Annotated in this window: 17 protein-coding genes and 3 pseudogenes; 9 read left to right on the plus strand and 11 right to left on the minus strand. The window is 68.7% G+C overall.

Annotated elements, in window-relative coordinates; genetic code table 11:
- Nucleotide 1: 1 nt before the first annotated feature.
- Both SROT_RS17385 and SROT_RS17390 read left to right on the plus strand, forming a co-directional pair.
- Nucleotides 2–520 (plus strand): annotated as a pseudogene (locus tag SROT_RS17385) (carbonic anhydrase); the annotation flags it as partial.
- 190 nt (nucleotides 521–710) lie between these two features.
- Nucleotides 711–830: pseudogene (locus SROT_RS17390) on the plus strand (phosphoribosyltransferase); the annotation flags it as partial.
- Nucleotides 831–902: 72 nt separating this feature from the next.
- On the opposite strand, the gene SROT_RS15450 reads toward SROT_RS17390, so the two are convergent.
- Nucleotides 903–3,038, minus strand: coding sequence for a hypothetical protein (locus tag SROT_RS15450; protein WP_013137071.1), 2,136 nt, complete (start codon nucleotides 3,036–3,038; stop codon nucleotides 903–905).
- Between the two features lie 198 nt (nucleotides 3,039–3,236).
- Here SROT_RS15450 and SROT_RS00665 point away from each other — a divergent pair, with 198 nt between their 5' ends.
- On the plus strand, nucleotides 3,237–3,887 hold the full coding sequence (locus SROT_RS00665) for a carbonic anhydrase (RefSeq protein ID WP_013137072.1): 651 nt from the start codon (nucleotides 3,237–3,239) through the stop codon (nucleotides 3,885–3,887).
- A gap of 13 nt (nucleotides 3,888–3,900) precedes the next feature.
- Here SROT_RS00665 and SROT_RS00670 read toward each other — a convergent pair whose 3' ends face one another.
- From SROT_RS00670 to SROT_RS00685, 4 genes and pseudogenes are all read right to left on the minus strand, one after another.
- Complete coding sequence (locus SROT_RS00670) at nucleotides 3,901–5,007, minus strand: S-(hydroxymethyl)mycothiol dehydrogenase (RefSeq protein WP_013137073.1); 1,107 nt, start codon at nucleotides 5,005–5,007, stop codon at nucleotides 3,901–3,903.
- A 79-nt stretch (nucleotides 5,008–5,086) separates the two neighbouring features.
- Nucleotides 5,087–5,629 (minus strand): annotated as a pseudogene (locus SROT_RS15880) (RtcB family protein); the annotation flags it as partial.
- A 43-nt stretch (nucleotides 5,630–5,672) separates the two neighbouring features.
- On the minus strand, nucleotides 5,673–6,221 hold the full coding sequence (locus SROT_RS00680) for a hypothetical protein (protein ID WP_148223288.1): 549 nt from the start codon (nucleotides 6,219–6,221) through the stop codon (nucleotides 5,673–5,675).
- A gap of 10 nt (nucleotides 6,222–6,231) precedes the next feature.
- Entirely contained in the window at nucleotides 6,232–7,491 is a 1,260-nt protein-coding gene (locus SROT_RS00685) for a polysaccharide biosynthesis protein (RefSeq protein ID WP_148223289.1), read from the minus strand.
- Nucleotides 7,492–7,654: 163 nt separating this feature from the next.
- Here SROT_RS00685 and SROT_RS00690 point away from each other — a divergent pair, with 163 nt between their 5' ends.
- Entirely contained in the window at nucleotides 7,655–9,493 is a 1,839-nt protein-coding gene (locus tag SROT_RS00690) for a DUF4873 domain-containing protein (RefSeq protein WP_013137076.1), read from the plus strand.
- 42 nt (nucleotides 9,494–9,535) lie between these two features.
- Nucleotides 9,536–10,543, plus strand: coding sequence for a glucose-6-phosphate dehydrogenase (coenzyme-F420) (gene fgd, locus SROT_RS00695; RefSeq protein ID WP_013137077.1), 1,008 nt, complete (start codon nucleotides 9,536–9,538; stop codon nucleotides 10,541–10,543).
- A gap of 178 nt (nucleotides 10,544–10,721) precedes the next feature.
- Here the strand turns inward: fgd and SROT_RS00700 are convergent, their stop codons facing one another.
- From SROT_RS00700 to SROT_RS00710, 3 genes are all read right to left on the minus strand, one after another.
- Nucleotides 10,722–12,896: a serine/threonine-protein kinase gene (locus SROT_RS00700; protein ID WP_013137078.1), complete on the minus strand. Its 2,175-nt coding sequence runs from the start codon at nucleotides 12,894–12,896 to the stop codon at nucleotides 10,722–10,724.
- A gap of 115 nt (nucleotides 12,897–13,011) precedes the next feature.
- A complete protein-coding gene (locus SROT_RS00705) occupies nucleotides 13,012–14,019 on the minus strand; it encodes a glutamate ABC transporter substrate-binding protein (protein WP_013137079.1) in 1,008 nt (335 codons plus the stop codon).
- A complete protein-coding gene (locus SROT_RS00710; RefSeq protein WP_013137080.1) occupies nucleotides 14,016–15,353 on the minus strand; it encodes a hypothetical protein in 1,338 nt (445 codons plus the stop codon). The genes SROT_RS00705 and SROT_RS00710 overlap by 4 nt, the downstream gene beginning before the upstream one ends.
- An 84-nt stretch (nucleotides 15,354–15,437) precedes the next feature.
- Between SROT_RS00710 and SROT_RS00715 the strand changes: the two genes are divergently transcribed.
- The 3 genes from SROT_RS00715 (at nucleotide 15,438) to SROT_RS00725 (ending at nucleotide 19,511) form a co-directional block, all read left to right on the plus strand.
- Complete coding sequence (locus SROT_RS00715) at nucleotides 15,438–16,847, plus strand: PepSY-associated TM helix domain-containing protein (protein ID WP_245535328.1); 1,410 nt, start codon at nucleotides 15,438–15,440, stop codon at nucleotides 16,845–16,847.
- Complete coding sequence (locus tag SROT_RS00720) at nucleotides 16,844–17,524, plus strand: DUF5134 domain-containing protein (protein WP_013137082.1); 681 nt, start codon at nucleotides 16,844–16,846, stop codon at nucleotides 17,522–17,524. The genes SROT_RS00715 and SROT_RS00720 overlap by 4 nt, the downstream gene beginning before the upstream one ends.
- A 100-nt stretch (nucleotides 17,525–17,624) precedes the next feature.
- On the plus strand, nucleotides 17,625–19,511 hold the full coding sequence (locus tag SROT_RS00725) for a cytochrome c oxidase assembly protein (RefSeq protein WP_013137083.1): 1,887 nt from the start codon (nucleotides 17,625–17,627) through the stop codon (nucleotides 19,509–19,511).
- Nucleotides 19,512–19,562: 51 nt separating this feature from the next.
- Here SROT_RS00725 and SROT_RS00730 read toward each other — a convergent pair whose 3' ends face one another.
- Nucleotides 19,563–20,141, minus strand: a complete 579-nt coding sequence (locus tag SROT_RS00730) for an LppU/SCO3897 family protein (protein WP_013137084.1) — start codon at nucleotides 20,139–20,141, stop codon at nucleotides 19,563–19,565.
- A gap of 6 nt (nucleotides 20,142–20,147) precedes the next feature.
- A complete protein-coding gene (locus SROT_RS00735; protein WP_013137085.1) occupies nucleotides 20,148–21,239 on the minus strand; it encodes a nitronate monooxygenase in 1,092 nt (363 codons plus the stop codon).
- A 126-nt stretch (nucleotides 21,240–21,365) separates the two neighbouring features.
- Between SROT_RS00735 and sthA the strand changes: the two genes are divergently transcribed.
- On the plus strand, nucleotides 21,366–22,787 hold the full coding sequence (sthA, locus tag SROT_RS00740; RefSeq protein WP_013137086.1) for a Si-specific NAD(P)(+) transhydrogenase: 1,422 nt from the start codon (nucleotides 21,366–21,368) through the stop codon (nucleotides 22,785–22,787).
- On the opposite strand, the gene SROT_RS00745 is transcribed toward sthA, so the two are convergent.
- Complete coding sequence (locus tag SROT_RS00745; RefSeq protein WP_013137087.1) at nucleotides 22,784–23,542, minus strand: LLM class F420-dependent oxidoreductase; 759 nt, start codon at nucleotides 23,540–23,542, stop codon at nucleotides 22,784–22,786. The genes sthA and SROT_RS00745 overlap by 4 nt on opposite strands.
- Between the last annotated feature and the right edge of the window lie 7 nt (nucleotides 23,543–23,549).

Genomic DNA, 23,549 nt, shown 5'->3' on the forward strand with positions numbered 1-23,549 from the left:
CGTGCGCGAGATCATTGAGGGATTTCTGACTTTCCAGCAGGAGATTTATCCGAAACGGCTGGAGCTGTTCAAAAAGCTCGCCGCCGCGCAGAGCCCGAAGGCGCTCTTCATCAGCTGCTCGGACAGCCGCGTCGTGTTGGAGTTGTTGACGCAGCAGGAGCCGGGAGACCTGTTCGTCATCCGCAACGCGGGGAACATCGTCCCGCCCTACGGCCCCGAGCCTGGCGGCGTCACGGCGACCGTCGAATACGCTGTCGCCGTGCTGCAGGTGACGGACATCGTCGTGATGGGGCACTCCAACTGCGGCGCGATGAAGGCCATCGCCGCCGGGCAGCCCCTGGACTCGCTGCCCGCGGTCAGCCACTGGCTGCGGTATTCGGACGCGGCGAAAGCCGTCAACCAGGCGCGCGAGTACGGGTCGGACGACGAGAAGCTGACCGCGTTGGTCCACGACAACGTCGTCGCCCAGATCTCGAACCTGAAAACACACCCCACGGTCGCCCTCGCGCTGGCGGAACAACCGTTGTCCATCGGGCAATTGGAGACGGTGGTGGGCTTGGATTCCCCGGACGGCGAGTTGCCTGTGCCGTTGCGCTACCCGGTCGCAGAGGTGCTCAAGGGCTGGTTCGCCCCGGTCTCGTCTGATGCTGGCGCGCCGGATTCGGTGGTGTTCGTCGATTCCTCGGCTCGTCCGAAGCTGCTCGCGCATCTTGCTGCTGGTGGACGACTGGTCGGATTCGGGTTGGACCTTGACGGTGGCCGCGCGGCTGCTGCGCAAGGCAGGCGCGGACGAAGTCGCGCCGTTCGTCCTGGCGGTGGGTTCGGTTTGATGCTTGCGCCCCCCAAATAAAAAGTGTGGGCTCCGACCAAAGAATCTGGTCGGAGCCCACACTTCTCATTGCTCAGCGGCCGCCGGGTCCGGCCGGAATCGTCGCGCCGCCAGGTCCACCCGGACCTGCTTGCCCGCCTGCTTGTCCGCTCGCGCCAGCGCCGCCGGCAGGACCGCCGGGGCCACCGGCTTTGCCGCCTGCTTGTCCGCCGATCTGGCCGTTCGCGCCAGCGCCGCCGGGGCCGACTTGTCCGCCAGCTTGTCCGCCTGCTTGTCCGCCGACCTGGCCGCCTTGTTGCGGCTGCGGCCGCTCCTGACGCGGTTCTGGTGCGGGGCTCGCGCCGGCGCGTCCGTCGGCCTGGCCGTTCGCGCCAGCGCCGCCGGGGCCGACCTGTCCGCCAGCTTGTCCGCCGATCTGGCCGTTCACACCGCCAGCGCCGCCGGCTTTTCCATCGGCTTGTCCGCCGATCTGGCCGTTCACACCGCCAGCGCCGGCTTGTCCGCCGACCTGGCCATTGACCTGCCCGCCGACCTGGCCGCCCTGAGCCGGCGCAACAGGCTGCTTCGGCGGGGTTGTCGGACGCGACTTCTGCTCCTGTGCGATCTCAGCCTGGATCTGGGCCTTCGCCTCTGCGGACACGCGCTGCTGCCGCTGTTGTTGTTGCGACTGCTGCACCTGCAGCAACTGTTGCACATTGGCCCCGGCGCCGAAGATCGGCGGCGTTGTGATCGCGGCGGCGGCCTCCACCGAACTGGAAAGGCTCGCTTGGCCGTTCTGCCCAGGCCGCGGGTTCGGTTGACCGGGGTCCGGCCGCGTCGCAAGACCGCCGGAGGCCTGAGCGTTGAACTGCGCGTTCAAACTCCCGGCGACCGGGATGTCCAGGGCGACTTTCGCGTTGGCCTCAGCGGCCCGCCGGTCGAAGAACTGCTCCTGTTGCTGGCGGACCCGCACGATCGGGACGGCCTCCTGGGCGATGTGGGCGACGATGTCCGCGGCCGCGAGCGTCGCGATGACCCCGTTGCGCACGAAGTCCCTGGTCTGACGGGGCACTTGGATGTCCACGAACTGGCCCAAGGAGACATTGAGGTTCACCACCGGCAGGAATGGCCTGAGCCGGGCGGTCTCGACGTACACGTTGAATTGGGCGTCGGCGCCGCTCGGGTTCTGGCGGAGCCAGCGGTCCCGGTCCCACTGATGGCGTTGGTACACCGGGTCGTTGTAGTACCAGCGGTTCTCGTAGTAGCCCTGGTAGCGGTTGTACCATTTGTCGCGCCAGCCCGCGTTCCGAGGGTCGTCGGGGTGGCCTTGGCGCTGGCCCCACTCGTTGTAGCCGTCGCGGTGCCAGCCCATGCGGCTGATCGGGTCGTAGCGCCAGCCCGCGTAGTTGTACCCGTAACGGTCGTAGCCCCGCCGGTCGTAGCCCCAACGGTCGTAGCCCGCCCGGTCGTACCCGTAGCGGTCGTAGCCGGTGTAGTCGTAGCCGTACGGGTTGTAGCCGTCCAGGCCCCAACGGTGCCAGTCGTCCCGGTTGTAGCCGTAGAAGGTGTCCCAGGTCGGGTCGTAATAGCCGAGCTCCTGCTGGTTGAGCGTCGCAGCGGCGGGCGTCGGGTCGCTCCAATCCGGATCGGCCTCGCCGGGCGGATTGCTGATGTCCGCGCCCGCGACCTGGGCGGGCGGCTGGGGAGCCGAGGCTGACGCGGCCGCTTGCGTCGAGTAGCCCCAGGTCGGCAACTGGGCCGAGGCTTGGGTCGCGACCGAGCCTTGGGCGTTCGCGTCCAGGCTTGCGTCCGGCGCGGCCGGCAGGTCGGCGGGCGGGGGCACGCTGTCCGCGAGGTTCTGGGTCAGCTGCAGGTAGAGCTGTTGCAGACCGGCCCGCTGGTTGGCGTCGGGGACGTTGCTCGCGTCGTCGATCAGCTGTTTCGCCTGGTTCAGGTAGTTGCGCGCCTGCCCGAGGTCGTCTGCGCCGATGGGGTTCTTGGACAAGAGCGCCTGCGCGTTTTTCAGGTCGCTGGCGACGTCGTTCACCGCCACTTGCTGCGCGTGGCTGGAGAAGACAGTCTTCTGCAGGCCCCACAGGGCGTCGCCCGGACCGGAGTTGTACGTTGCGACGCCGGTGCCTGCGACGGCAGTTGCGGCGACAGCGACGCTCGCGGCGAGCTTCGGTTTCGCCAAGAGGAAGGCCAGTGCTTTGCTACTGGTCCCAGCCATAGGAGCCTCCTAGAATTGTTGGTTACCCGATGAGTCTCACAGACGAGGGTCACAGTCCGCTTCCGGCAGCCTGGGGGTTGCCTGTGAATGGTTTCGGCCACGTCGGGCGGGCGGAGCTCGTGGGCGCGTCGTGGCCGCCGCCCGTGAGCTCGGGCATACTGGAAGGGCGACCACATAAAACATAAAAAAGGAGCCGACGTGCGCGAGATCATTGAGGGATTTCTGACTTTCCAGCAGGAGATTTATCCGAAACGGCTGGAGCTGTTCAAAAAGCTCGCCGCCGCGCAGAGCCCGAAGGCGCTCTTCATCAGCTGCTCGGACAGCCGCGTCGTGTTGGAGTTGTTGACGCAGCAGGAGCCGGGAGACCTGTTCGTCATCCGCAACGCGGGGAACATCGTCCCGCCCTACGGCCCCGAGCCTGGCGGCGTCACGGCGACCGTCGAATACGCTGTCGCCGTGCTGCAGGTGACGGACATCGTCGTGATGGGGCACTCCAACTGCGGCGCGATGAAGGCCATCGCCGCCGGGCAGCCCCTGGACTCGCTGCCCGCGGTCAGCCACTGGCTGCGGTATTCGGACGCGGCGAAAGCCGTCAACCAGGCGCGCGAGTACGGGTCGGACGACGAGAAGCTGACCGCGTTGGTCCACGACAACGTCGTCGCCCAGATCTCGAACCTGAAAACACACCCCACGGTCGCCCTCGCGCTGGAGCAGGGGCGTCTTGACCTGCACGGCTGGGTGTACGACATCGAGCCAGGGGTGATCGACGCGTATGACGGGACGAGCCGCACGTTCGTGCCGCTCTCCGACAACACCAAAGTGAGCGCGTTGGCCACCAAGCAGGGCTGAGCGCCGAGCAGGGCTAACCGGGGTTGTTCGCGCCGAACACGACGACCGAGCGCAGCACTCGCCCTTCGTGGATGGCGTGGAAGGCTTCTTCCACGTCGCCCACGCCGATCCGCTCGGTGACGAATTTCTCCAAGGGCAGCCTGCCTTGCAGGCTCAAGTCCACGAGCGCGGGGAAGTCCCGTTCTGGGAGGCAGTCGCCGTACCAGGCCGATTTGAGCGAGCCGCCGTGGGAGAAGAAGTCCAGCAGCGGCATTTCCAGGCGCATCGTCGGGGAGGGCACGCCGACCAAGACCACGACCCCCGCGAGGTCGCGGGCGTAAAACGCCTGTTCCCAGGTTTCTGGGCGGCCCACCGCGTCAATCACCACATCCGCGCCGAAGCCGCCGGTGAGCGCTTTGACCGCCTCGGGCACATGGACGCCCTCGCCGGAGAGGATCGTGTGCGTCGCGCCGAGGTCTTTGGCCCAGTCGAGCTTGCGCTGGTCCACATCGACGCCGATGACCACCGAGGCTCCCGCGAGCCGAGCCCCGGCGACTGCTGCCGATCCGACGCCGCCGCAGCCGATCACCGCCACGGCATCGCCGCGCGCGACCGCGCCGGTGTGCACGGCGGCCCCGATCCCCGCCATCACGCCACAACCGAGCAGGCCCGCGACCGCAGGGTCTGCCGCGGGGTTCACTTTCGTGCATTGCCCTTGATGGACGAGGGTTTTTTCGATGAAAGCGCCGATGCCGAGCGCCGGGGTCAGCGCTGTGCCGTCGGTCAACGTCATGGGTTGCTCGGCGTTGAAGGTGTTGCAGCAGTACTGCTGTTTGCCCTTGCGGCAGGCGCGGCATTCCCCACAGACCGCCCGCCAGTTGAGCACGACGAAGTCGCCGGGCTCCACATGGGTGACCGCGGAGCCCACCGCCTCCACGGTCCCCGCGGCCTCGTGGCCCAACAGGAACGGCCATTGGTCGGTGATGTTCCCGTCCCGGTAGGCCAAGTCGGTGTGGCAGACCCCGCAGGCTTGGATCTGCACGACGACTTCGGCGGGGCCGGGGTCGGGGACCACCACGTCGACGAGTTCGACGGGAGCGCCTTTGGCGCGGGAGACGACACCTTTGACGGTTTGCGGCAAGGGAACCTTCCTTCATGACGACAGCCGGGGGTATGCGACAAACCGCATACGCCCAGCCTAATCCCCGCCTCCACGGGTATCAGGTCCCCTGCACGTTGAGAATCTGCCGCAATGTGCGCAGGACGGCGACAAGGCTCTTGGCGTCGTCCATGACCGGGTCGATGTCCTTGTCGGCGTCGGGGATCTCGTCGATCAACGCCGTGCCGCCCCGGCACTCGACGCCTTCCATCCGCGCCCGCGTCCTTCGCGCCGAGCCATTCGGCGAAGACGGACGCGAACCGGTCCATCATCTCGGCCCGGTTCAGGAAGGCGAACCGTTGCGCCCACTGCAGGTCCGCCAAGCCACGACGGAACTCGGGCGTGCCCGAGGGCAAGCACGCGAGATCCGGGTGCGGCAGGTCGATATGCCATATCTTGCACAGCCGCTGCGCGGTTGTGATGTGCTTCTGGGCGATCTTGTTGCCCACGCCTCTGTGCCGGAGTGCAGGAACAACCACACCCGGTCCGCCTCGTCGAGGCAGAGCTCGACGAAGTGGTTGCCGCCGCCGAGGGAGCCAAGCTGTTCGCGTCGCTTCGGCGAGTGGCTGAGGTCCACCTCGAGCTCGTCGGCCAGCTCGCGCAGGCGTGCGGGCAAGGCCCCGCTGTCGGGGCCGGGCTGGGGAGAACTACGGCTTGATCTCGAAATACCCGTACATGTCGCCGTCGAAGTCGTCGCCGTACTGATGGGCTTTGCGGAAAGACTTCCCGTCCAGCATGGCGAGGACGATCGGCCGGGATTCGCAGGCCTGGGCGTCGGGGGGGATGTTCTTGGGCGGATTCGCGAGCTCCACCCAGCCCTCGGCGTCGCCGGAGCCCGCCCGCCGCGCGCCGGACGGGGAGAAGCCGATGCCGGGCAGCTTCTCGTGGAAGCGCCGCTGAATGCGGCTCCAGCCGCCGACGGTCGGCTGGTTCGACTTCGCGTAGAAGGGGCCGTACGCGGTGAGCAGCAATTTTTCTCGCATGAGTGTGGCTTGGGGGTATGCGGCCTGGAAGAGTTTGAGCAAGCTGACGCGCTCGCCCTCGCGGGTGTCGTCGCGCATGCTGTCCCAGGGCTCGTCGCCCTGGTCGCCGATCCGCTCTGTCGGGCAGGGGTTGTCCGGCGAGGCGTGCGCGGGCGAGCCGCACAAGGGCAACACGAGGGGGAGAGCGGCCAAAGCCATTCGAGCCAAACGCATATGATGCAGCTTACAGGCGGCCGCGCAGGGCGCTGAGGTGGACGGCCATCCCGACGAGCGGACCGATCAGCAGGGCGAGGCAGACCCGCAGGCCGATCTGGTCCTGGGGCAGCGCGGGCACGAGCAGCAGGGCGAGGGAGGCGAGCGTCGCGGCCCACCAGCCGACCGCGTTGATCCGGCCGCGACCGGTGGTCAGGCAGGACACGCCGGTGCAGGTGAGCAGCGCGATCATCGCCGCGCCCAAGGTCAACGCGGCCAATGTGGCGCGCCCGAATGGCCATGCCACATGGAAGACCGCCGCAAGCAGCCACGGGCCGAGCAGCGCGGCGGCCAGCGCGCTGGCCGCGCCTGCGAGCAGGACTGCGCCCGTCGCAATGCCGAGCGCGCGCCAGGGGCGGCTCCTGCGGTCGGTGCACCATGCGACCAACGCCCCTTGGAAGACGTTCAACGGCACGAGCAAGGGCGCCCGGGTCAAGGTCACCGCGAGCAGCAACGCACCTGCTCCTTCGGGCAGCCGCCCCGGGGTGGTGATTTTGAGCAGCACGGGGAAGCCCATGACGAGGACCGCGCTCGCCGACGCGGCCGCCACCGCCGCCGCGCAGCGGCGCAGGAATTCCCGCATGGGCACGTCCGCTCTCGCCGCGGCCAGCGCGCGGGCGCGCGGCGAGGCCGTCAGCAGCACCAGCCACGAGCCCGCGCCCGCGACGGCTGCGACGCAGAACCATCCCGGTCCCGCGCCGAACGCGACGCAGCTGATCGCCGCGGCGAGCCGGAACGCGGCGTCGAGCACGGTGAGCACGGCGAACGGGGTCCACGCGTACGCGGCGGACAGCAGCCCGCCGACCGCGGCTTGGGCGGCGACCCCGCACACGCCGACGGCGAACAGCCCGGCGAGCGGCAGCACGCCGTTCTCGGCTGGGCGCGCCGAGCCTGGTTGCGCCCCGCCGGCTTCGAGGAACAGCAGCCCCGCCCACAGGGGGGCGGTGGCCAACGCGAGGCCGCCGAGCACCACGCCGGAGCCGAAGCCCGCGAGGAGGGGCCGCGCGCCGCGCGCCTCGGCCGGGGCGGCCCGAACGCCTCGGGCGGTCTCTTGGAGCAACCCGCCCAGCGCGCCGGTGGCCAGGCCGAACGCGGACCAGAAGACGAACCAGCCCGCGTACTGCGACTCGGTGAGGCTCCGGGCGGCGAGCAGGAGCACGAAGTACCCGCTGGCCGCCGAGAGCGCCGTCGCGACGCCGACGCTCAACACGGCAGGACGCGGAGTGCTCATCACAAGCATGATGTCACAGCGGGCCCGCCGCCCGCCCGGCAAAAACATGTCGCACATCACAGAGGCCTCTGTTTGTGGGCGACAACGTGTCGATCCCCCCGATATCACAATGTTATCCTGGCGCTGAGACATGTGTCTCAATCTCCGGAGGAGGAGTGAGGAAATGACCGTCAGCGCGCAGACCGGCGAGACCCAAGAACAGGCTTCGGGCACGGCGGCCTTGCTCGACGTGCTCGTCGTCGGAGCAGGTTTCAGCGGCATCTGCGCTGGAGTCAAACTGCAGGAGGCGGGAGTCTACGACTTCCTGATCGTGGAGAAAGCCGAGGATTTCGGCGGCACCTGGTGGCACAACACCTACCCCGGCTGCGCCGTGGACGTGACCTCCCCGATGTACTCCTTCTCCTTCGCGCAGAAGTCAGACTGGTCCAACCTGTTCGCGCCGCAGCCGGAACTGCTCGCCTACGCGAGGCAAGTGGCCAAGGACTTCAATTTGCGGCCCCGCACCCGGTTCGGCGTCGCCGTGGAGCAGCTCGTCTTCGACGAATCCGCCGACCGTTGGGACGTGAGCCTCTCCGACGGCAGCGTGTACCGCGCCCGCGTGGTGATCGGCGGCTTCGGCGGCCTGCACGTCCCCAAGATCCCCGAATTCGCCGGCCTCTCCACGTTCCAAGGGCCGGTGTTCCATTCCGCCCAATGGCGCCACGATGTGGACCTGCAGGGCAAGAAGGTCGTCGTGATCGGCACCGGGGCCTCCGCCGTCCAATTCGTCCCCGAGGTCGCGAAAGAGGCCGAGCGGCTGACGGTCTTCATGCGCTCCCCGCACTGGGTGCTGCCCCGGCTCGATTATTCGATCAAACCCTGGCAGCACGCTGTCCTCAAGCACGTCCCCGGAGCCCGGCGGCTGTTGCGGGCCATCGCCTACTTCCTCTACGAGGGGTTCGTCTTCAACCTCTTCTTCCCGAAGGTTTTCGCGCGGTTCTTCGAAGCCGCCTCCAAGGCGCACATGCGCCGGCAGATCGCCGACCCGGCACTGCGGCAGCTGTTGACCCCGGACTGGCGGTTCGGCTGCAAGCGCGTCGTCATGTCCAGCACGTACTACCCCGCGCTGCAACGGCCCAATGTCACCTTGGAGCACAGCGGCGTCGCGGAGTTCACCGAGCACGGCGTGCGCAGCGCCGACGGCGTCCTGCACGAGGCGGACGTGGTCATCCTGGGAACCGGTTTCGAGACCACGGAGGGCGTGCTGCACCTGCCGATCATCGGACGAGGGGGCACGTCCCTCGCCGACGCGTGGCACACCGACGGCCCGGAGCAGTTCCTCGGGCTCTCCACGCACGGCTTCCCGAACCTGTTCACCCTGGTCGGCCTGAACACGACCGGCGGCAACCAGTCGGTCATCTTCGCCATCGAGGCGCAGATGCACTACATCAACCAGGCGATCCGCTGGATATTCGGCTCGCGCTCGGGCGTGACCCGCGTGGAGCTGCGTGAGTCTGTGCAGCGCAGATACAACCGGGACGTGCAGAAAAAGCTGAAGAAATCAGTGTGGCTGACCGGCGGTTGCAAGAGCTGGTACCTCGACAGCGAAGGGCGCAATGCGATCGCCTGGCCGGGCTTCTCGTTCGGATTGTGGTGCAAGACCCGTTTCGCGAAGGCGAGCGATTGGGAGCTGTCCGGCGTTCAGTCCCGCCAGATCGCAGAGGGCTACACCGGGCCTGCGGAAATCGTGCTAGTGGGCGAAAGCATTCCCGTCGAAGCCGAAGTGCGCGGCCACATCGACCCCCTCGACGGCGCACGCCCCTGGTACGGGCGTGTCGTCGGCGGCCCCTCCCTCGGCGTGCTCGCAGCATCAGGCGACACGACAGCGACGTTGCAGATCCCCGGCCGGGAGGCGGCCTCGGTCCGGTTGGCCGGGCAGGACGCGCGCGGCGGTTTCCGTGTCGTCGGCGTCGGAGCCCCGCCGTTCGCGCTGGGCCCCGCGGCGCTCGAACGAAGCGGCTAGGGCCGACGGCGCCCGGATGAGGAATCCGACTAGGCTGGTGGCATGAGCCTTCCGATCAAGCTCGGCTACAAAGCCTCCGCAGAGCAGTTCAACCCCCGCGAACTCGTCGAATACACTGTCGCGGCGGAACGCCACGGTTTTGACAGCGTGGTGGTGAGCGATCATTTCCAGCCGTGGCGCTACACCGGCGGGCACGCGCCCTGGGCGCTCGCGTGGCTCGGGGCGGTGGGCGAGCGCACCAGCAGGGTGCAGATCGGCACGTCCGTGCTCACCCCCACCTTCCGCTACAACCCGGCGATCATCGCGCAGGCCTTCGCCACATTCGGCATGCTGTACCCAGGCCGGGTCTTCCTGGGCGTCGGCACCGGCGAAGCCCTCAACGAGCAGGCTGTCGGCCTGAAAGAATGGCCGGAGTTCAAAGAGCGCTTCGCCCGTCTGCGAGAGTCTGTCGAGCTCATGCGCAAGTTGTGGACCGAGGAACGGGTCAATTACGAAGGCGAGTACTACCGCACGGTCGACGCGACGGTCTACGACAAGCCGTCCGAGCCCATCCCGGTCTATGTCAGCGCGGGCGGCGCTGTGGTCGCCCGGTACGCGGGACGCGCCGGCGACGGGTTCATCTGCACCTCTGGCAAAGGCGCGGAGCTGTACACCGAGACACTGCTGCCCGCCGTGCAGGAGGGCGCGGACAAGGTCGGCCGCGACGCGGGCGGCATCGACAAGCTCATCGAGATCAAGCTCTCCTACGACCCGGACCCGTGGCTCGCTCTGAACAACACGAGGTTCTGGTCGCCCCTCTCCCTTTCCGCGGAGCAGAAGCATTCGCTCTCGGACCCCAAACAGATGGAAGAGGCCGCCGACGCGCTGCCGATGGAGCAGATCGCCAAGCGGTGGATCGTGGCGAGCGACCCCGACGAGGTCGTCGAGAAGATCAAGTTCTACACCGACCTCGGACTGAACCACTTAGTTTTCCATGCTCCTGGGCATGATCAGCTGCGTTTCCTGGAGGTCTTCGAGCGGGATCTCGCGCCTCGGCTGCGCTCGCTCTGAGTTTCGCGAGGTCAGTTGCGCTTTGCGCGGTCTTCGGATACACTCGATTCGGCGACCCGCTCCTCGCCCTTGTTTCCCCTCCCCCCGTCTGGGGCGGGTTGAGCGGGTCGCTCTTTTCTTCCCGCCAATTCCACGCTTCCTGAATGTTCGGCGCGAGGGGTTTCCCACCGGGGCGGCATCAGAAAACAGTGCGCGGGCGAACGATGTTCGCAAGATCCACCAGCGCGTAACGCTGGCTGCGGTGAGCGGCCCGTTTCGCGAGCGCGCGGAGCACGAACTCGCTTTGACGGCGCAGCGAGTGCAAGGTGAAAGGTTTGCCGAGGAAGCTGCCGCTGAGCGGGGGCGAGTGCGCGGGCCTGCCCTGCATCCAGTCGACCGCCTTGCCGAGCAGGAGCGCGCGCGCGGCGAGTGTGCGCGGCTCCTCCTTCGGGAGGCGCTGCTGCCGCTCGGCCGCCGCGCGGAGCAGATCCTCGTCCACCTCGTCCTTGAGGAGGATGACGATCGCGCTCACCGTCGCCGTGGCGGCGTGGCGTGAACTCGAAGGCACTTTGTCCAGCGCCGCGACCGCGCCCATCGGGTCGCCCTCCGCTGAGAGCCGCCTCGCGAGGCCGAACGTGGCGCTGATGAGCCCGTCGTCCGTGGTCGAACACAAGCGGTACAGGGTCTTCGCGGCCGGATCGTCCAGGAGCTCCAACACGACAGCGAGGGCGAGTTTCGGCGCGGGCTCGCCGGGCAGCATCCCCCAGACCTCTTCGAACGACTTCTTGGCCTCTTCGAGGTCGCCTTGGAGCAGGGCCAGATTCCCCTGGTACCAGGACGGGCGCCAGTTGCGCGGGGCGTACAGGTTGTCCAGAAGACGGGCCGCCTCGTCGAGCTGGCCGAGGCCCATGTGCACGCGGACGGCGGCGAGGACTGTCTCGGTGTCGTCGGGGTCGGACTCCAAGGCGCCGGTCACCGACTCCAACGCGTGCTCCGGCTTGGTGTGCAGCAAGGTCGCCAGCAGCGCTGCAGACGGGTGGGCGGGATCGACCAGCGGCAGCGGCAGCGCCTGGACGACCTCGTCCCGGCGCAGCTCTCCCCGGCGGTCCCGTCCGTCGGCGTAGACGTCCAGCCTGCGCGACAACACGTCGGTGCCGAACTCGCCCCGGCTCGCGGTGAACAGGGTCGAACTCGACGGGTACGGCCTGCCCCTGCGTTCGGCGAGCACTTCGCGCAGCACCCCGGACATCTGCACCGACATCTCGCTGGCGGACTGGAACCGGGCTCTGGAGTTCGGGTGCGTCGCGCGCAGCAGAAGCTGGTAGTAGGAGGGGTACTTGGCGAAAACCGGCTCCTCCTGCGGGGAGGGGAGCCCCTCCGCGTAGCGGCCCTTGTCCAGCGGAAGGTCCACGGTCAGCACCGCCAACGTGCGCCCGACCGTGAACACGTCGGTCTGCACGGTCGGCCCGGTGAGGGTCAGTTCCGGCGCTTGGTAGCCGACCGTCCCGTACAGGCGGTTGGTGTCGTGCATGCTCGTCACCGCGCCCAGGTCGATGAGCGTGAGCTGCCCCTCGGTGAGCATGATGTTCTCTGGCTTCAAGTCGTTGTAGGCCAGGCCGATGGAGTGCAAATACCCCAGAGCGGGCATGATCTCCATGAGGTACGCGAGCGCCTGTTCCACGGGCAGGCTGGTGCGGCGAAGGGCCCCCCCGAGCGGCGGGGAGCCGGGTTTGCGGCCATAGAGCAGGTCGCGCAGGGACACCCCGCCGATGTACTGCATGACGATGTAGCCGACCGGCACGCCGTCAAGGTCCGGGTGCTCCACGAAGTTCAAGATCTCCACGATGGCCGGATGGGAGACTTCTGAGAGGAATTGGCGTTCGGCCCGCGCGATGGCCTGGGCGCTCGCGTCCCCTCGGGAGAGCAAGCCTTTGAGCACCACGGGCCGGTTGTCGACGTTGCGGTCCTCCGCGAGGTAGATCCAGCCGAGGCCGCCGTGCGCGATCGGGCCCCGGACCACGTACTGGCCCGCGACGACTTCCCCGGCTTTCAACTGGGGCAGGAACGAGAACGGGGTGCCGCAATTGCCGCAGACCCCTTCGGGCAGCCCTGGGTCGTCCGGGCCCTTGCGGCCCACCGGCGCGTGGCATTTCCAGCAGAACCGCTTGTTCTCCGGCACCTGGGGGTCCGGCATCAGGGCGAGGGAGGGGTCCAACGCGGGAGCGGGTTGGATTCGCACCAGGCCGCCGCCGATCAGCCGCTCGGACAACGGCACGGTGACGGTGCGTTCGGCGCGTTTGGCGGGGCCGCTGCTCTCCACCGGCGCGGTGGGGGCCGGCTGGGTGGTGTCGGCGGGGGAGAACGCCTCCGTCATCGCGCTCCCCCTGATGCGGGGCTGTCCAGCGCCAGCGTGCCCCGAGCGCTGGATCGGGGCCGCCGCGGGCGCCCCGCGCCCGCCGCGTCCCCGATCCGCGCGTCCCATGCCCTGCTCATGGCGTCGACGGCTCCTCAGGCGCGTACTCCGGCGTGGCCGGGGGGCGGTTGCACGGGGAGAACTTCAGGTTGTCCCGGCACAAATTCGTCCAGGTGCCGTCAGCCTTGATTTCCTCGATGATCTTGTTGACCACCCGTTCGAGCTCTGCTTCCCCTTTGTGCATGCCCACGCCGTACACCTCGCGGCCCAGTTGCAGCGCGGAGAGGAAATAGAGGTTGGGGTCCTGGTCGTAGAAGCCGTACAGGATGGACTCGTCCGAGCTGATCGCGTCCACCGAGCCTTGTTGGATCGCGACGAGGCAGTCCGCCCAAGTGGTGGTGCCCAGGATCTTGGCCGTGGGGAAAAGATGGTGGAAATGGCCGACCGCCGTCGAGCCCCGAGCCGCGCAGACCGTCGATTCGCCGAGGATCTTGCGATCTGCGAGCGTGGTGGCGTTCGCGTTGGTCGCGGCCATCACGCGTTGGTCGGTCTCGAAGTACGGCTCGGAGAACGTGATCTCCTTCATGCGCTTGCAGTTGATGCTCATCGTTTTGATGACGATGTCCACCGAGTCGTTCTCCAAGGCTGTGGTGCGGCCTGCCGACGAGATGATGCGGTAGTCCACTCGGTTGGGGTCGCCGAGCATGCCCTGCGCGATTTCGCGGGCCATGGCGACGTCGAATCCTTTCATCTGCCCGGTGGCGCTGTCGCGGTAGCTGAACGGATACGTGCCTTGGTCCAGGCCGACGACGAGCTTGCCGCGCTGCAGGATGCGGTCGAGCCTGCCGCCGTGAATCGGGTCGTGGTTGCCCGAGTACGGCCGCAGCGGCAGCGGCGGCGCGCACTGGCCTTCCTCGCTCTCGCTCAACGCGGCGGAGTCGAGCAGCGCGGCCCCGGCTGGCAGCAACGGCGGCAGCGACACACTGGGCTGCGCGATCACCGCCGCGCCTTGCGCCGAGCAGCCCGCGAGCACCGCTGAGACGAGGCTGGCGGCGAGGGCGCGGAGCAACGCTGCGGCGCTCATGCCCGGTACTCGTTCAGTCTCGGCCAGTATCCCGCGACGACGAAAGCCGCCGCGAGGAACGAGAGGACGGCGGTGGCGGGCGCCAGCGCGGTGAGCGCCTCGCGCGCGCTGGCGACAGAGTCGCGCAGCGTCCGCCGCGAATGCTCGATGTCCGAGGTGAGGGCTTTGTCCAGGGAACGGTACTGGGCGGCGCACGCGTCGGGGCTTGGTCCGATTGCCAATTCCACGGATTCACCGTACATCCCGGCGACGAGGTCTTTGCGCAGCTGCTCGTGGGTTTTCTCCCAAGCTTGCGCCGCCGAGGCGGCGGTCTGCCGGGCCCCCGGCTCGCCTTGCGCGCGGTCCAATTCGTCGAGCTGGTTGTGCGCGGCGGCCATGCTGGAGCGGTAGCTCTGCTCCAGCTGGTCCTCGTCGCCCCGGCGGAGCAGCTGCAGGGTCTCCTGGGTGCGGGCTTGTTGCACGTCGATCCTGGCCGCTGTCAGGGTCCGCAGCGGGTCGGTGCCTTTGCGCTGCCCTTCGCCGCTGAGCGTCACCAGGAACGCCGAGGCGACGAGGAACCAGAGCAACAGCAGCGCGAAGCATCCGCTGGCGAGGATCAGGCCGGGGTTGAAACGCCGACGCGAACGTTTCGAAAGGTGCAATTGCGCCAGGACGAGGCTGCCCAAGGCCAGGGTCAACAGCAGCGCCGGGGCCCAGGGCAGCTGGGTTTGTTGCTGCTGCGCGGCCTCCAAGGCGTCGATCTGGTCGCGGTGCATATGCTCTGCGGCGGGCAGGATGACCGTCTGCATCAGGTGGGAGGCTTGGCTCAGGTAGGCGGCCCCGACCGGTTTGCCCGCCCGGTTGTACACCTTCGCGCTCTCCACGAGCTTCGTGTACACCGGGAGCTCTTCGGCGATGGTCTCCAGTTGCTGGCTTTGGGTGTTCGCCGCGACTTGCACGGTCGCCGCGCTCGCCGCCGCGATGGCCTTGTCGTACCGGTCGCGCATCTCTTGCGACTCCAGTCCGGGGGACAGGAAGACAGCCCCGGTGATGGCGTCCGCGATGGACAGCTCGGTGTACAAGGTCAGTGTGACGTTGGTGAGCGGTTCCGCGCGCCGCAGCGTCGTGTCCAGACCTTGTGTGCGTTCGGCGACGGCCTGCGCCACAGTGGCTCCGGCGATGATGATGAGCAGGATCAAGCCGAGCGCGGTGGCGGCGAGTTTGCCAGGGCTGGTCTGGGCCCGCTCCCAGAGCAGTTCCAGGAAGTCTGTGTCCTCGTCGGCCGTCGTCCTGCGACCGCGCCGCAACGACGCGGCGTCGGTTTTCAGCACGGAGAGGGGAGATATGGTTCGCACCGCCACCCCTTTCGCAGGATTCCGTTCGTGGGCCTTCTCTCCCGTTCCTCAGAGATTCTCCGGAGCTCTTTTCCGCAGTCTAGCGTGACGAAGCCCGACGCCGGGAACTTCCCCGGCCTCATATCCGACTTGTGCAACATGATGGAGACTGTCTTGCCGGAGCCGCCCGAGGTGTGTCCGCCTCCTCCGGCGCGGGACCGCCGAACGGCGGTGCTGGCGTTTTTTCGTCGGCTGCACTTTTATGTCGGCGTGTTCGTCGGCCCGTTTCTGCTGGTGTCCGCCCTGACCGGGGTGCTGTACACGGTCGCGCCGAGCATGACGCAGGCGCTGCACCGCCATGAGCTCTCCGTCGAGGCGGCCGCCGCGGGCACGCTTCCCTTGTCCCAACAAGTCCGCTCAGCTCAGCAAACGTATCCGGGGCGTGTCGTGCTGTCGGTCGCCACCGGCGCCGACGCGCGCGCCACCACGCGCGTCGTCATGTCCGGTTCCGGCTGTCCGTGCACTGTTTTCGTCGATCCGCACACCGCGCGGGTCCGAGGCGAAGCCCCAGGCGACGGCGGCCAGGTCTTCGAGGCGAAATGGAGCGACGACCTGCATCGGACGTTGTTCCTCGGCGAGTTCGGCCGCAATTACGCGGAGCTGTCCGCCAGTTGGCTGTGGGTTTTGGTGGTCTCCGGCCCTGTCCTCTGGTTCTTCGGCCGCCGCACGCGCGGCGGCGGGCCGAAGGCTCCTCGCCTGAGCCTGCGCGGCAGCCACGCCACATTGGGGTTGGCCTTGTCGCTCGGGCTCTTGTTTTTGTCGGCCTCCGGCCTGTCCTGGTCCTTGCACGCAGGGGAGAACATCGACGCGTTGCGCACGGCGGTCTCCGGGGCCAACCCGCCGTTGGCGAAGAAGCTCGACCCCCCCGTTGCCCCCGCGGCGCAGGGGCAACCAGAGTGGTTGGCCCGCGTCGACCGGGTGCACGCCGGGGCGCGGTCGGCGGGCCTCGTCGATCCGATCGTCATCACGGCCACGGACAAACCGGACTCCGCGTGGACGGCTTCGGACCGCGAGCGGCACTACCCGATGCGCAACGACCGGGCTTCGGTCAACCCGCAGACGGGCGCCGTGGTGGCAGTCAGCCGGTTTCAGGACTGGCCGATGCTCGCGAAGATCACACAGTGGGCGATCGCCTTGCACATGGGGCTCCTGTTCGGGTGGGCGAACCAACTGGTCCTCGCCGTGCTCGGCATAGGATTGGCCGTGATGATCGTCCTTGGCTACCGCATGTGGTGGGCCCGCCGTCCCCGCCATGACGGCGGCGCATGGCCCGCCCCCGCGCCGCAACGCGGGGCGCTCGGCGAACTGCCGCCGAGCGCGGCGGCCGCGTTGACAGGCGCGCTGCTGTTCGCCGGATGGTTCCTGCCGTTGTTCGGCGCGAGCCTCGCCGGGTTCGTCCTCATCGACGCGCTCCTCGGCTGGCGCGCACGGCGCCGGGCGCGTGAGGCCCAATGATCGCCGATCCGTGGTTGCGCCTGGCGCTCGCCGCTCTTTTCGGGTTCTCAGCGGGCTACTGCGCGTGGCGGTTGCTGCGCGCGGGGGCGTTTCGGCCCCGGCTGTGGCGCGGGTGCGTCGGCCATGTTTTCCATCTGCTCATGTGCCTGTCGATGCTCGCCATGATCTGGCCGACAACGCCTGCGGTCCCCTACTCGGCGCAGACCGCGGTGTTCGCGGTGGCGACGTTGTGGTTCGCCGCGCTCGCTCTTGGCCGCAGCTCGCAGCGCGCGGGCCGGACCGGCTTCGCCTGCGCGTCGGGCAGGGGAGCGGCCTGGTACCACACCACGATGATGGCGGCGATGCTGTGGATGGCCGCGGTGATGAGCGGGCAACTGCTCGGAGGGGCCCCGCCCGCGTCCGCCGCGCCCCGTCCGGGGGGCATGGCAGGCATGGACATGCCCGGCATGAGCATGCAGGCCGAGGCGGACGGCGGGGCGCGCCACACGGCCCCGATGTGGATGAGCGCCGTCGACGTGCTGCTGGGCTTCATGTTCTTGGCGGCGGCGCTCTGGTGGGTCCGCGGCTATTTCGAATTGCGCCGCAGCCGAGGACGTTCGGTTCCCGCGGAGGCGGAAATGCTCTGCGAGGTGGCGATGGCGCTGGGCATGGGCGCCATGCTGTTCGCCATGGTCTGAGGGTGCCCCGCCGCGTTCCCTCGGCCGCGGCGGCGGGCTCGGACATCGCCGAGGGCAAAGGGGTCGGGCGCGTGGCGGGCCAAGTGGGAGAATGGACTCGATGTCGTTCCTTTTCCTGATCGGACTCGTCGCGGCGGTGGCGTTCGCCGCCCGCGTCGGCCCTGGCCCCTACCTGGCGGTCCAAGTGCCCTACCCTGGCACAGAGGTCCTCCTCGTGCAGGTCGCGACGCAGTTCGTCGCGAGCTTCGCCGGAGCCGTGTGCCTTGGCGGCCTCGTGTTCGCATTGTGCTGCACCCGCCCGAACGCCAAGATGCGCTTGGGCCCGCGCGGTTACGCGGGGTTGCGCACGGCAGAACGGGCGAGCCCGCTGTGGGCGGTGAGCGCCCTGTTCGCGATGGTGACGAGCGCGACGGTCCAGGCCGGGCGCGCGCCATGGGATCTGCTCCACGTCGAAGACCCTGTCGGCAGGCTGGTCTCGCTCGTGTCGGTCTCCGAGCGCTCCGGGGCGTGGCTGGTCGTGGCCGTGCTCGCGACAGCGGTGGCCGCCCTTTCGCGATGCTGCCTGGGATGGGCCTCGTGCGCGGGGCTGGCCTGGCTTTCCGTGTTCGCCGTCGTCGCCCCGTGGATGACGCAGAACGCTGGCGACGGGCCCAACCATGACTGGGCGAGCGGCGCGGCGGTGTGGACGAGCGTCGGTTTGGCGGTGCTGGTCGGGGTCGGAGCGCAAATGCGCGGTGACTGGACGCAGGACCGCGCGGCGGCCCAGCGGCGGGCACGGCGGACCAGCGCTGTCGCGCTCGGCATGGTCGCGGCGGGCTCCGCGGTGCTCGGCGCGCTGTTGATCCCGCTTTCGGCCATGCCGAGCACCTGGTACGGGCAGCTCGGCCTCGCCGCCGCCGTGCTGTTCGCGCTCGCCGCCGCCGCGGTCTTCTTCGGCAAGCTGACCGTTGCCGCCGGGGCCGGGGTCGTGCTGCTCGCTGTCGCCGAGGCGATGTCCGTCCAGCCCGCCCCGGCGTTCGCGGGGCAAAGATTCTCCGTTCCCGAACTGCTGCTCGGGTTCGATTTCCCCGGGGCCCCGACGCTGTGGCGACTGCTGTCGGCGTGGCGGTTCGACGTTGTTTTCGGCACCCTTGCCGTGCTCCTCGCGGCGGCGTACGTGCTCGGCGCGGCGCGATTGCGCGGGCGCGGCGACGCGTGGTCGCCGTGGCGGACGCTTTCCTTCCTCTTCGGCTGCGCTTTGCTGCTGCTCGTGACCTCCTCAGGGATCGGCCGTTACGCGTCGGGCCAGTTCAGCTACCACATGATCTCCCACATGGGGCTCAACATGTTCGCCCCGGTCTTCTTGGTGCTCGGGGCTCCGGTGACGTTGCTGCTGCGCGCGGCGCCCACGGCCGGGCAGCACATGGCCGGGCCGCGAGAATGGGCGCTCGCGCTCGTGCACGCGCGTCTTGTGCAGATCCTCGCGCATCCGCTGGTCGCGGTCGGGCTCTTCGTGGTTTCCCTCTACGGGCTGTACTTCACCCCGGTGTTCGGGCTGCTCGTCCGGTACCACTGGGGGCACCTGCTGATGACCCTGCATTTCCTCGCCATCGGGTACACGTATTACTGGGCGATCATCGGGGTCGACCCCGGCGCTCGTCGGCTGCCGCACCTGGCGCGGCTGGGGATGCTCTTCGCGGTCATGCCGTTCCACGCGTTCTTCGGGGTGGCCGTGTTGTCCGACAACGAGATCATCGGGGGGGATTTCTACCGGTGGCTCGCGCTGCCGTGGGTGAGCGATCTTGCCTCGGATCAGCGCGTCGCGGGCGCGGTGGCGTGGACCAGCGGCGAAATTCCCATCGTGTTCGTCGTCGGCGCGCTGCTCTACCAATGGGCGGGCGCGGACCGGCGCGCGGCGAGCCGCGCCGACCGGCATGCCGCGGATTACGAGGACGCGGAGCTGGACGCCTACAACCATATGCTGCAGAAACTGGTCGAACGGGGCTGAACGGATGTTCCCGCGCCTCCCGGCCGCCGCGATCGCCGCGGCCGGGGACGGCTAACTGACCGGCGAGCCCATGCAGTACACCCGTTTGGGCTCGGGGTACGTCACCGGCGAGGAGTCCACGCACACCGAAGGGTCGTTGGAGCCCTCCACCGCTTTGACCACGCGGTCGTCCCTCACCGAAGCCGCCTCTTCGGCGGTGGTGGAACAGGCCGTCTCCTCGTGCAGCGGCGGGGTCGCGCTCATGGTGTAGCAGTGCCCCTCCCGCAAGTTCTCCACCAGGCACAGCGCCCCGACCTGGCGCCCGTCCAGGTTGACGCGGTAGGTGAAGTAGTACTGGCTGGGGCATTCGTCTTCGCCTCGGACCTTGAGCCCGACCGTGAGGGTGACTCCGGCGGACGCGCAGTCGGTGAGCCGCAGATCCTCGTCGTCCTGCCCGAATGTTTCCGCTCCCGACCGGCCCGGGCTCGCCGTCAAGCATTCGCCGGGCCGGAAACGGTCGAGCTTGTGCTCGGCGACGGCGCGGGCTTGCTGGCCCTGCTGCTGCTCGTGCCATACCGCAAACCCCGCCGCCGCACCGAAGACGACAACGAAGGGCACCGCCCAGAGCAGGAAAGACCTCACGACGCGCATGTCCGGCTACGACCCCCCGTGCTCCGCGCGAGCGGCGAGCGCATCCTCCCAGAGGGCCGAGAGGATCGCCGCGGCAGGGCCGGATTTGGTCTCAGGGTAGCCGACTCCGGCCCAGAGGCTGATCGACTCCGCGTCGCCGCGTTTCGCCGCCGCCGCGCGCAACGGCGAGGTGAGCCAATGCACCTGCGGGTACTCCCCAGGGGCGTGCGAGGAATGCGCGTCCATGAACGCGTTGCGCAGGCCCCGCGCAGGGCGCCCGGAAAACGCGTTGGTCACGGATGTCTCCACGAACCGTGGATCGGTCAGCGCCGCCCGGTGCGCGGGCCGGGTGCCTGCTTCCTCGGCGCGCAAAAAAGCGGTCCCCAGCTGCACGGCGCTCGCCCCTGACGCCAGCAGTTCGGCGATGTGCGAACCACGGCTGACGCCGCCCGCGGCGATGAGCGGCGCAGTTGTGGCCTCGGCCGCCCAGAGCAGCAGGTCGGCGAGGGGCACATGCTCCGGTTTCTCATGGTTGGAGAGCGTCGCGCGGTGCCCCCCGGCCTCGGGGCCTTGCACGACGATCGCGTCCACGCCCAGCGCGTCGGCGGAGCTCACCGCCGAAACAGAGGCGACGCTCGCGACCACTGCGATCCCCGCGTCGTGCAGTTTTGCCACGACCTGCGCGGACGGGAGGCCGAAAGTGAAGGAGACCAGCGGGACCTCCCGGTCGATCGCGAGGTCTATTTTCTCGTCGTAAAAGTCGTCATCGGGGTGCGCCGGGTCCGCCGAGCCAGCCTCCGGCAGGGCCACGCCCGCCGCTTCGGCGGCGGGCAGCAGGCGTTCGCGGTAGGCGGCCACAGCGGCATGGTCCACCGGGTCCGAGCTGGGAACGAAAATATTGACCCCGAAAGGGTGGACGGTGAGCTCTCGCGTCGCGTCCAGCAGCGCCGCTGTCGCGGCCGGGTCGAGGTACCCGGCGCCCAGGAAGCCCAGCCCGCCCGCATTGCTCGCGGCGGCGGCCAGTTGCGGCGTGCTCGGGCCGCCCGCCATCGGCGCGCAGATGATCGGGATCGCGAGGCCGGGCAGGATGCTCCGGCTTTGCTCAAGCTCAAGCGGCATGGCAACCACCCTAGTCGTCCCCGCCCCGGTTGGCGCTCATCCGGCGGGGGCGCTTGCGGCCCGACGGGCGGAATGGCCCTTGGGCGCTTGCGAGCCGCCGCGGCAAAGCGCGTATATGGTGGGGATGTGAGTTCCAGCGCCTCTCCCCGTTATGATCTTGTCGTCATCGGTTCTGGGCCAGGGGGCCAGAAAGCTGCCATCGCGGCGGCGAAACTGGGCAAATCGGTCGCCATCGTCGAGCGCAAGCACATGTTGGGCGGGGTGTGCCTGAACACGGGCACGATTCCGTCGAAGACGCTCCGCGAGGCCGTGTTGTACCTGACCGGCATGAATCAGCGCGAGTTGTACGGCGCGAGCTACCGGGTCAAGTCCAACATCACCCCCGAGGACTTGTTCGCCCGGACCGCCCAGGTGATCGGCAAAGAGACCGAAGTGGTGCGCTCCCAATTGCAGCGCAACCGGGTGGAGATCTTCCCCGGCGTCGCGAGCTTTGTGGACGAGCACACGGTCGAGGTCGTCGACGACGACCGAGGCGAGAGCACCCGGCTGCACGGCGAGTTCTTCGTCATCGCGACCGGCACCAGGCCCGCGCGCCTGCCCGGAGTCAACTACGACGAGGAGCGCATTCTCGATTCGGACGAGATCCTCCAGCTCAAGGCCATCCCCGCCACCATGGTCGTCGTCGGGGCCGGGGTGATCGGCATCGAGTACGCCTCCATGTTCGCGGCGCTCGGCACGCGGGTGACCGTGGTCGAGCGGCGGCCCAGCATGCTCGAATTCTGCGACCCCGAGGTCATTGAGGCGCTCCGCTTCCACTTGCGCGACCTCGCCGTCACATTCCGTTTCGGCGAGGAGGTGACCGACATCGAGGTCGGCCCCAACGGCGCCGTCACCAAGCTCGCCAGCGGCAAGCGGATCCCGGCGGAGACGGTGATGTACTCGGCCGGCCGTCAGGGCCAGACCGAAGCGCTGGCGCTGGAGAACGCGGGGCTGTCCGCGGACGACCGGGGCCGCATCCAGGTCGACAAGCACTTCCAGACTGCTGTGGATCATATTTACGCGGTCGGCGACGTGATCGGCTTCCCCGCGCTCGCCGCGACGTCCATGGATCAGGGCCGCCTCGCCGCCTACCACGCGTTCGGGGAGTCCGCCGAGGGCATGACCGAGCTGCAGCCGATCGGCATCTACTCCATTCCGGAAGTCTCCTACGTCGGGGCGACCGAGACGGAGCTCACCAAGGCCGCTGTGCCGTACGAGGTGGGCGTCTCCCGCTACCGGGAGCTTGCGCGGGGGCAGATCGCGGGCGACTCGTACGGCATGCTCAAGCTCCTGGTGAACACGGACGACCGCAAGCTTCTCGGTGTGCACATCTTCGGTTCGCAGGCCACCGAGCTGGTGCACATCGGCCAGGCTGTGATGGGCTGCGGCGGGACGGTCGACTACTTGATCGAAGCCGTCTTCAACTATCCGACGTTGTCCGAGGCGTACAAGGTCGCGGCGCTCGACGTCGCGAACAAGATCCGGGCGCTCGCCCAGTATTGCGACTAGCCGCGCGAATTTTTCCAAGCCAGCGCGTCGCGCAGCGCCGAGAGGTCGTAATCGGGGGCCGAGGTGTCGGCGACGATCACACTGGCTCCGGCCGCCACGAGCTGTTCGGTGAGCTCAGGCCCCGACCATGAGGCCGCGCGGGCGATCTCGGCGGGGTCGCGCCCGAGCGAGGCGCAATGTTCGGCGAGCGCCGCGCTTTTGCGCGTGAGCTCGCCGACTGCTGAGAAACTGTGCCAGATGTCGGCGTGTTCCGCCACGACCCGCAATGTTTTGCGTTCGCCGCCGCCGCCGATGAGGATGGGGATCTCGCCCACTGGCGGCGGGTTGAGCTTCCCGAGGCGGGCTTTGATCCGCGGCAGGCTCTGCGCGAGCAGGCCGATCCGCGCGCCCGCGGAGGGGAACTCGTAGCCGTATTCCGCGTAGTCCCGCTCCAGCCAGCCGGCCCCGAGGCCCAGGATCAGCCGCCCGCCGCTGATGTGGTCCACGGTGCGGGCCATGTCGGCCAACAGGTCGGGGTTGCGGTAGCCGACTCCGGTGACGAGCGCGCCGAGTTGGACCCGGCTGGTCTGCTCCGCCCAGGCGGCCAGCATGCTCCAGCATTCGAAATGCGCTCCGTTGCCGTCGCCGCTCCACGGGAAAAAATGATCCGTGTTGAACAGGGCGTCCGCGCCGAGCTCCTCCGCCCTCGCCGCGACGTCGCGCAACGACGAGTAGCTCGGGGCCCGCTGCTGGCTGACCAGCAGGCCGACCCGCACCGGGTGG

This window comes from Segniliparus rotundus DSM 44985 (assembly GCF_000092825.1).
GTDB classification, from domain to species: domain Bacteria; phylum Actinomycetota; class Actinomycetes; order Mycobacteriales; family Mycobacteriaceae; genus Segniliparus; species Segniliparus rotundus.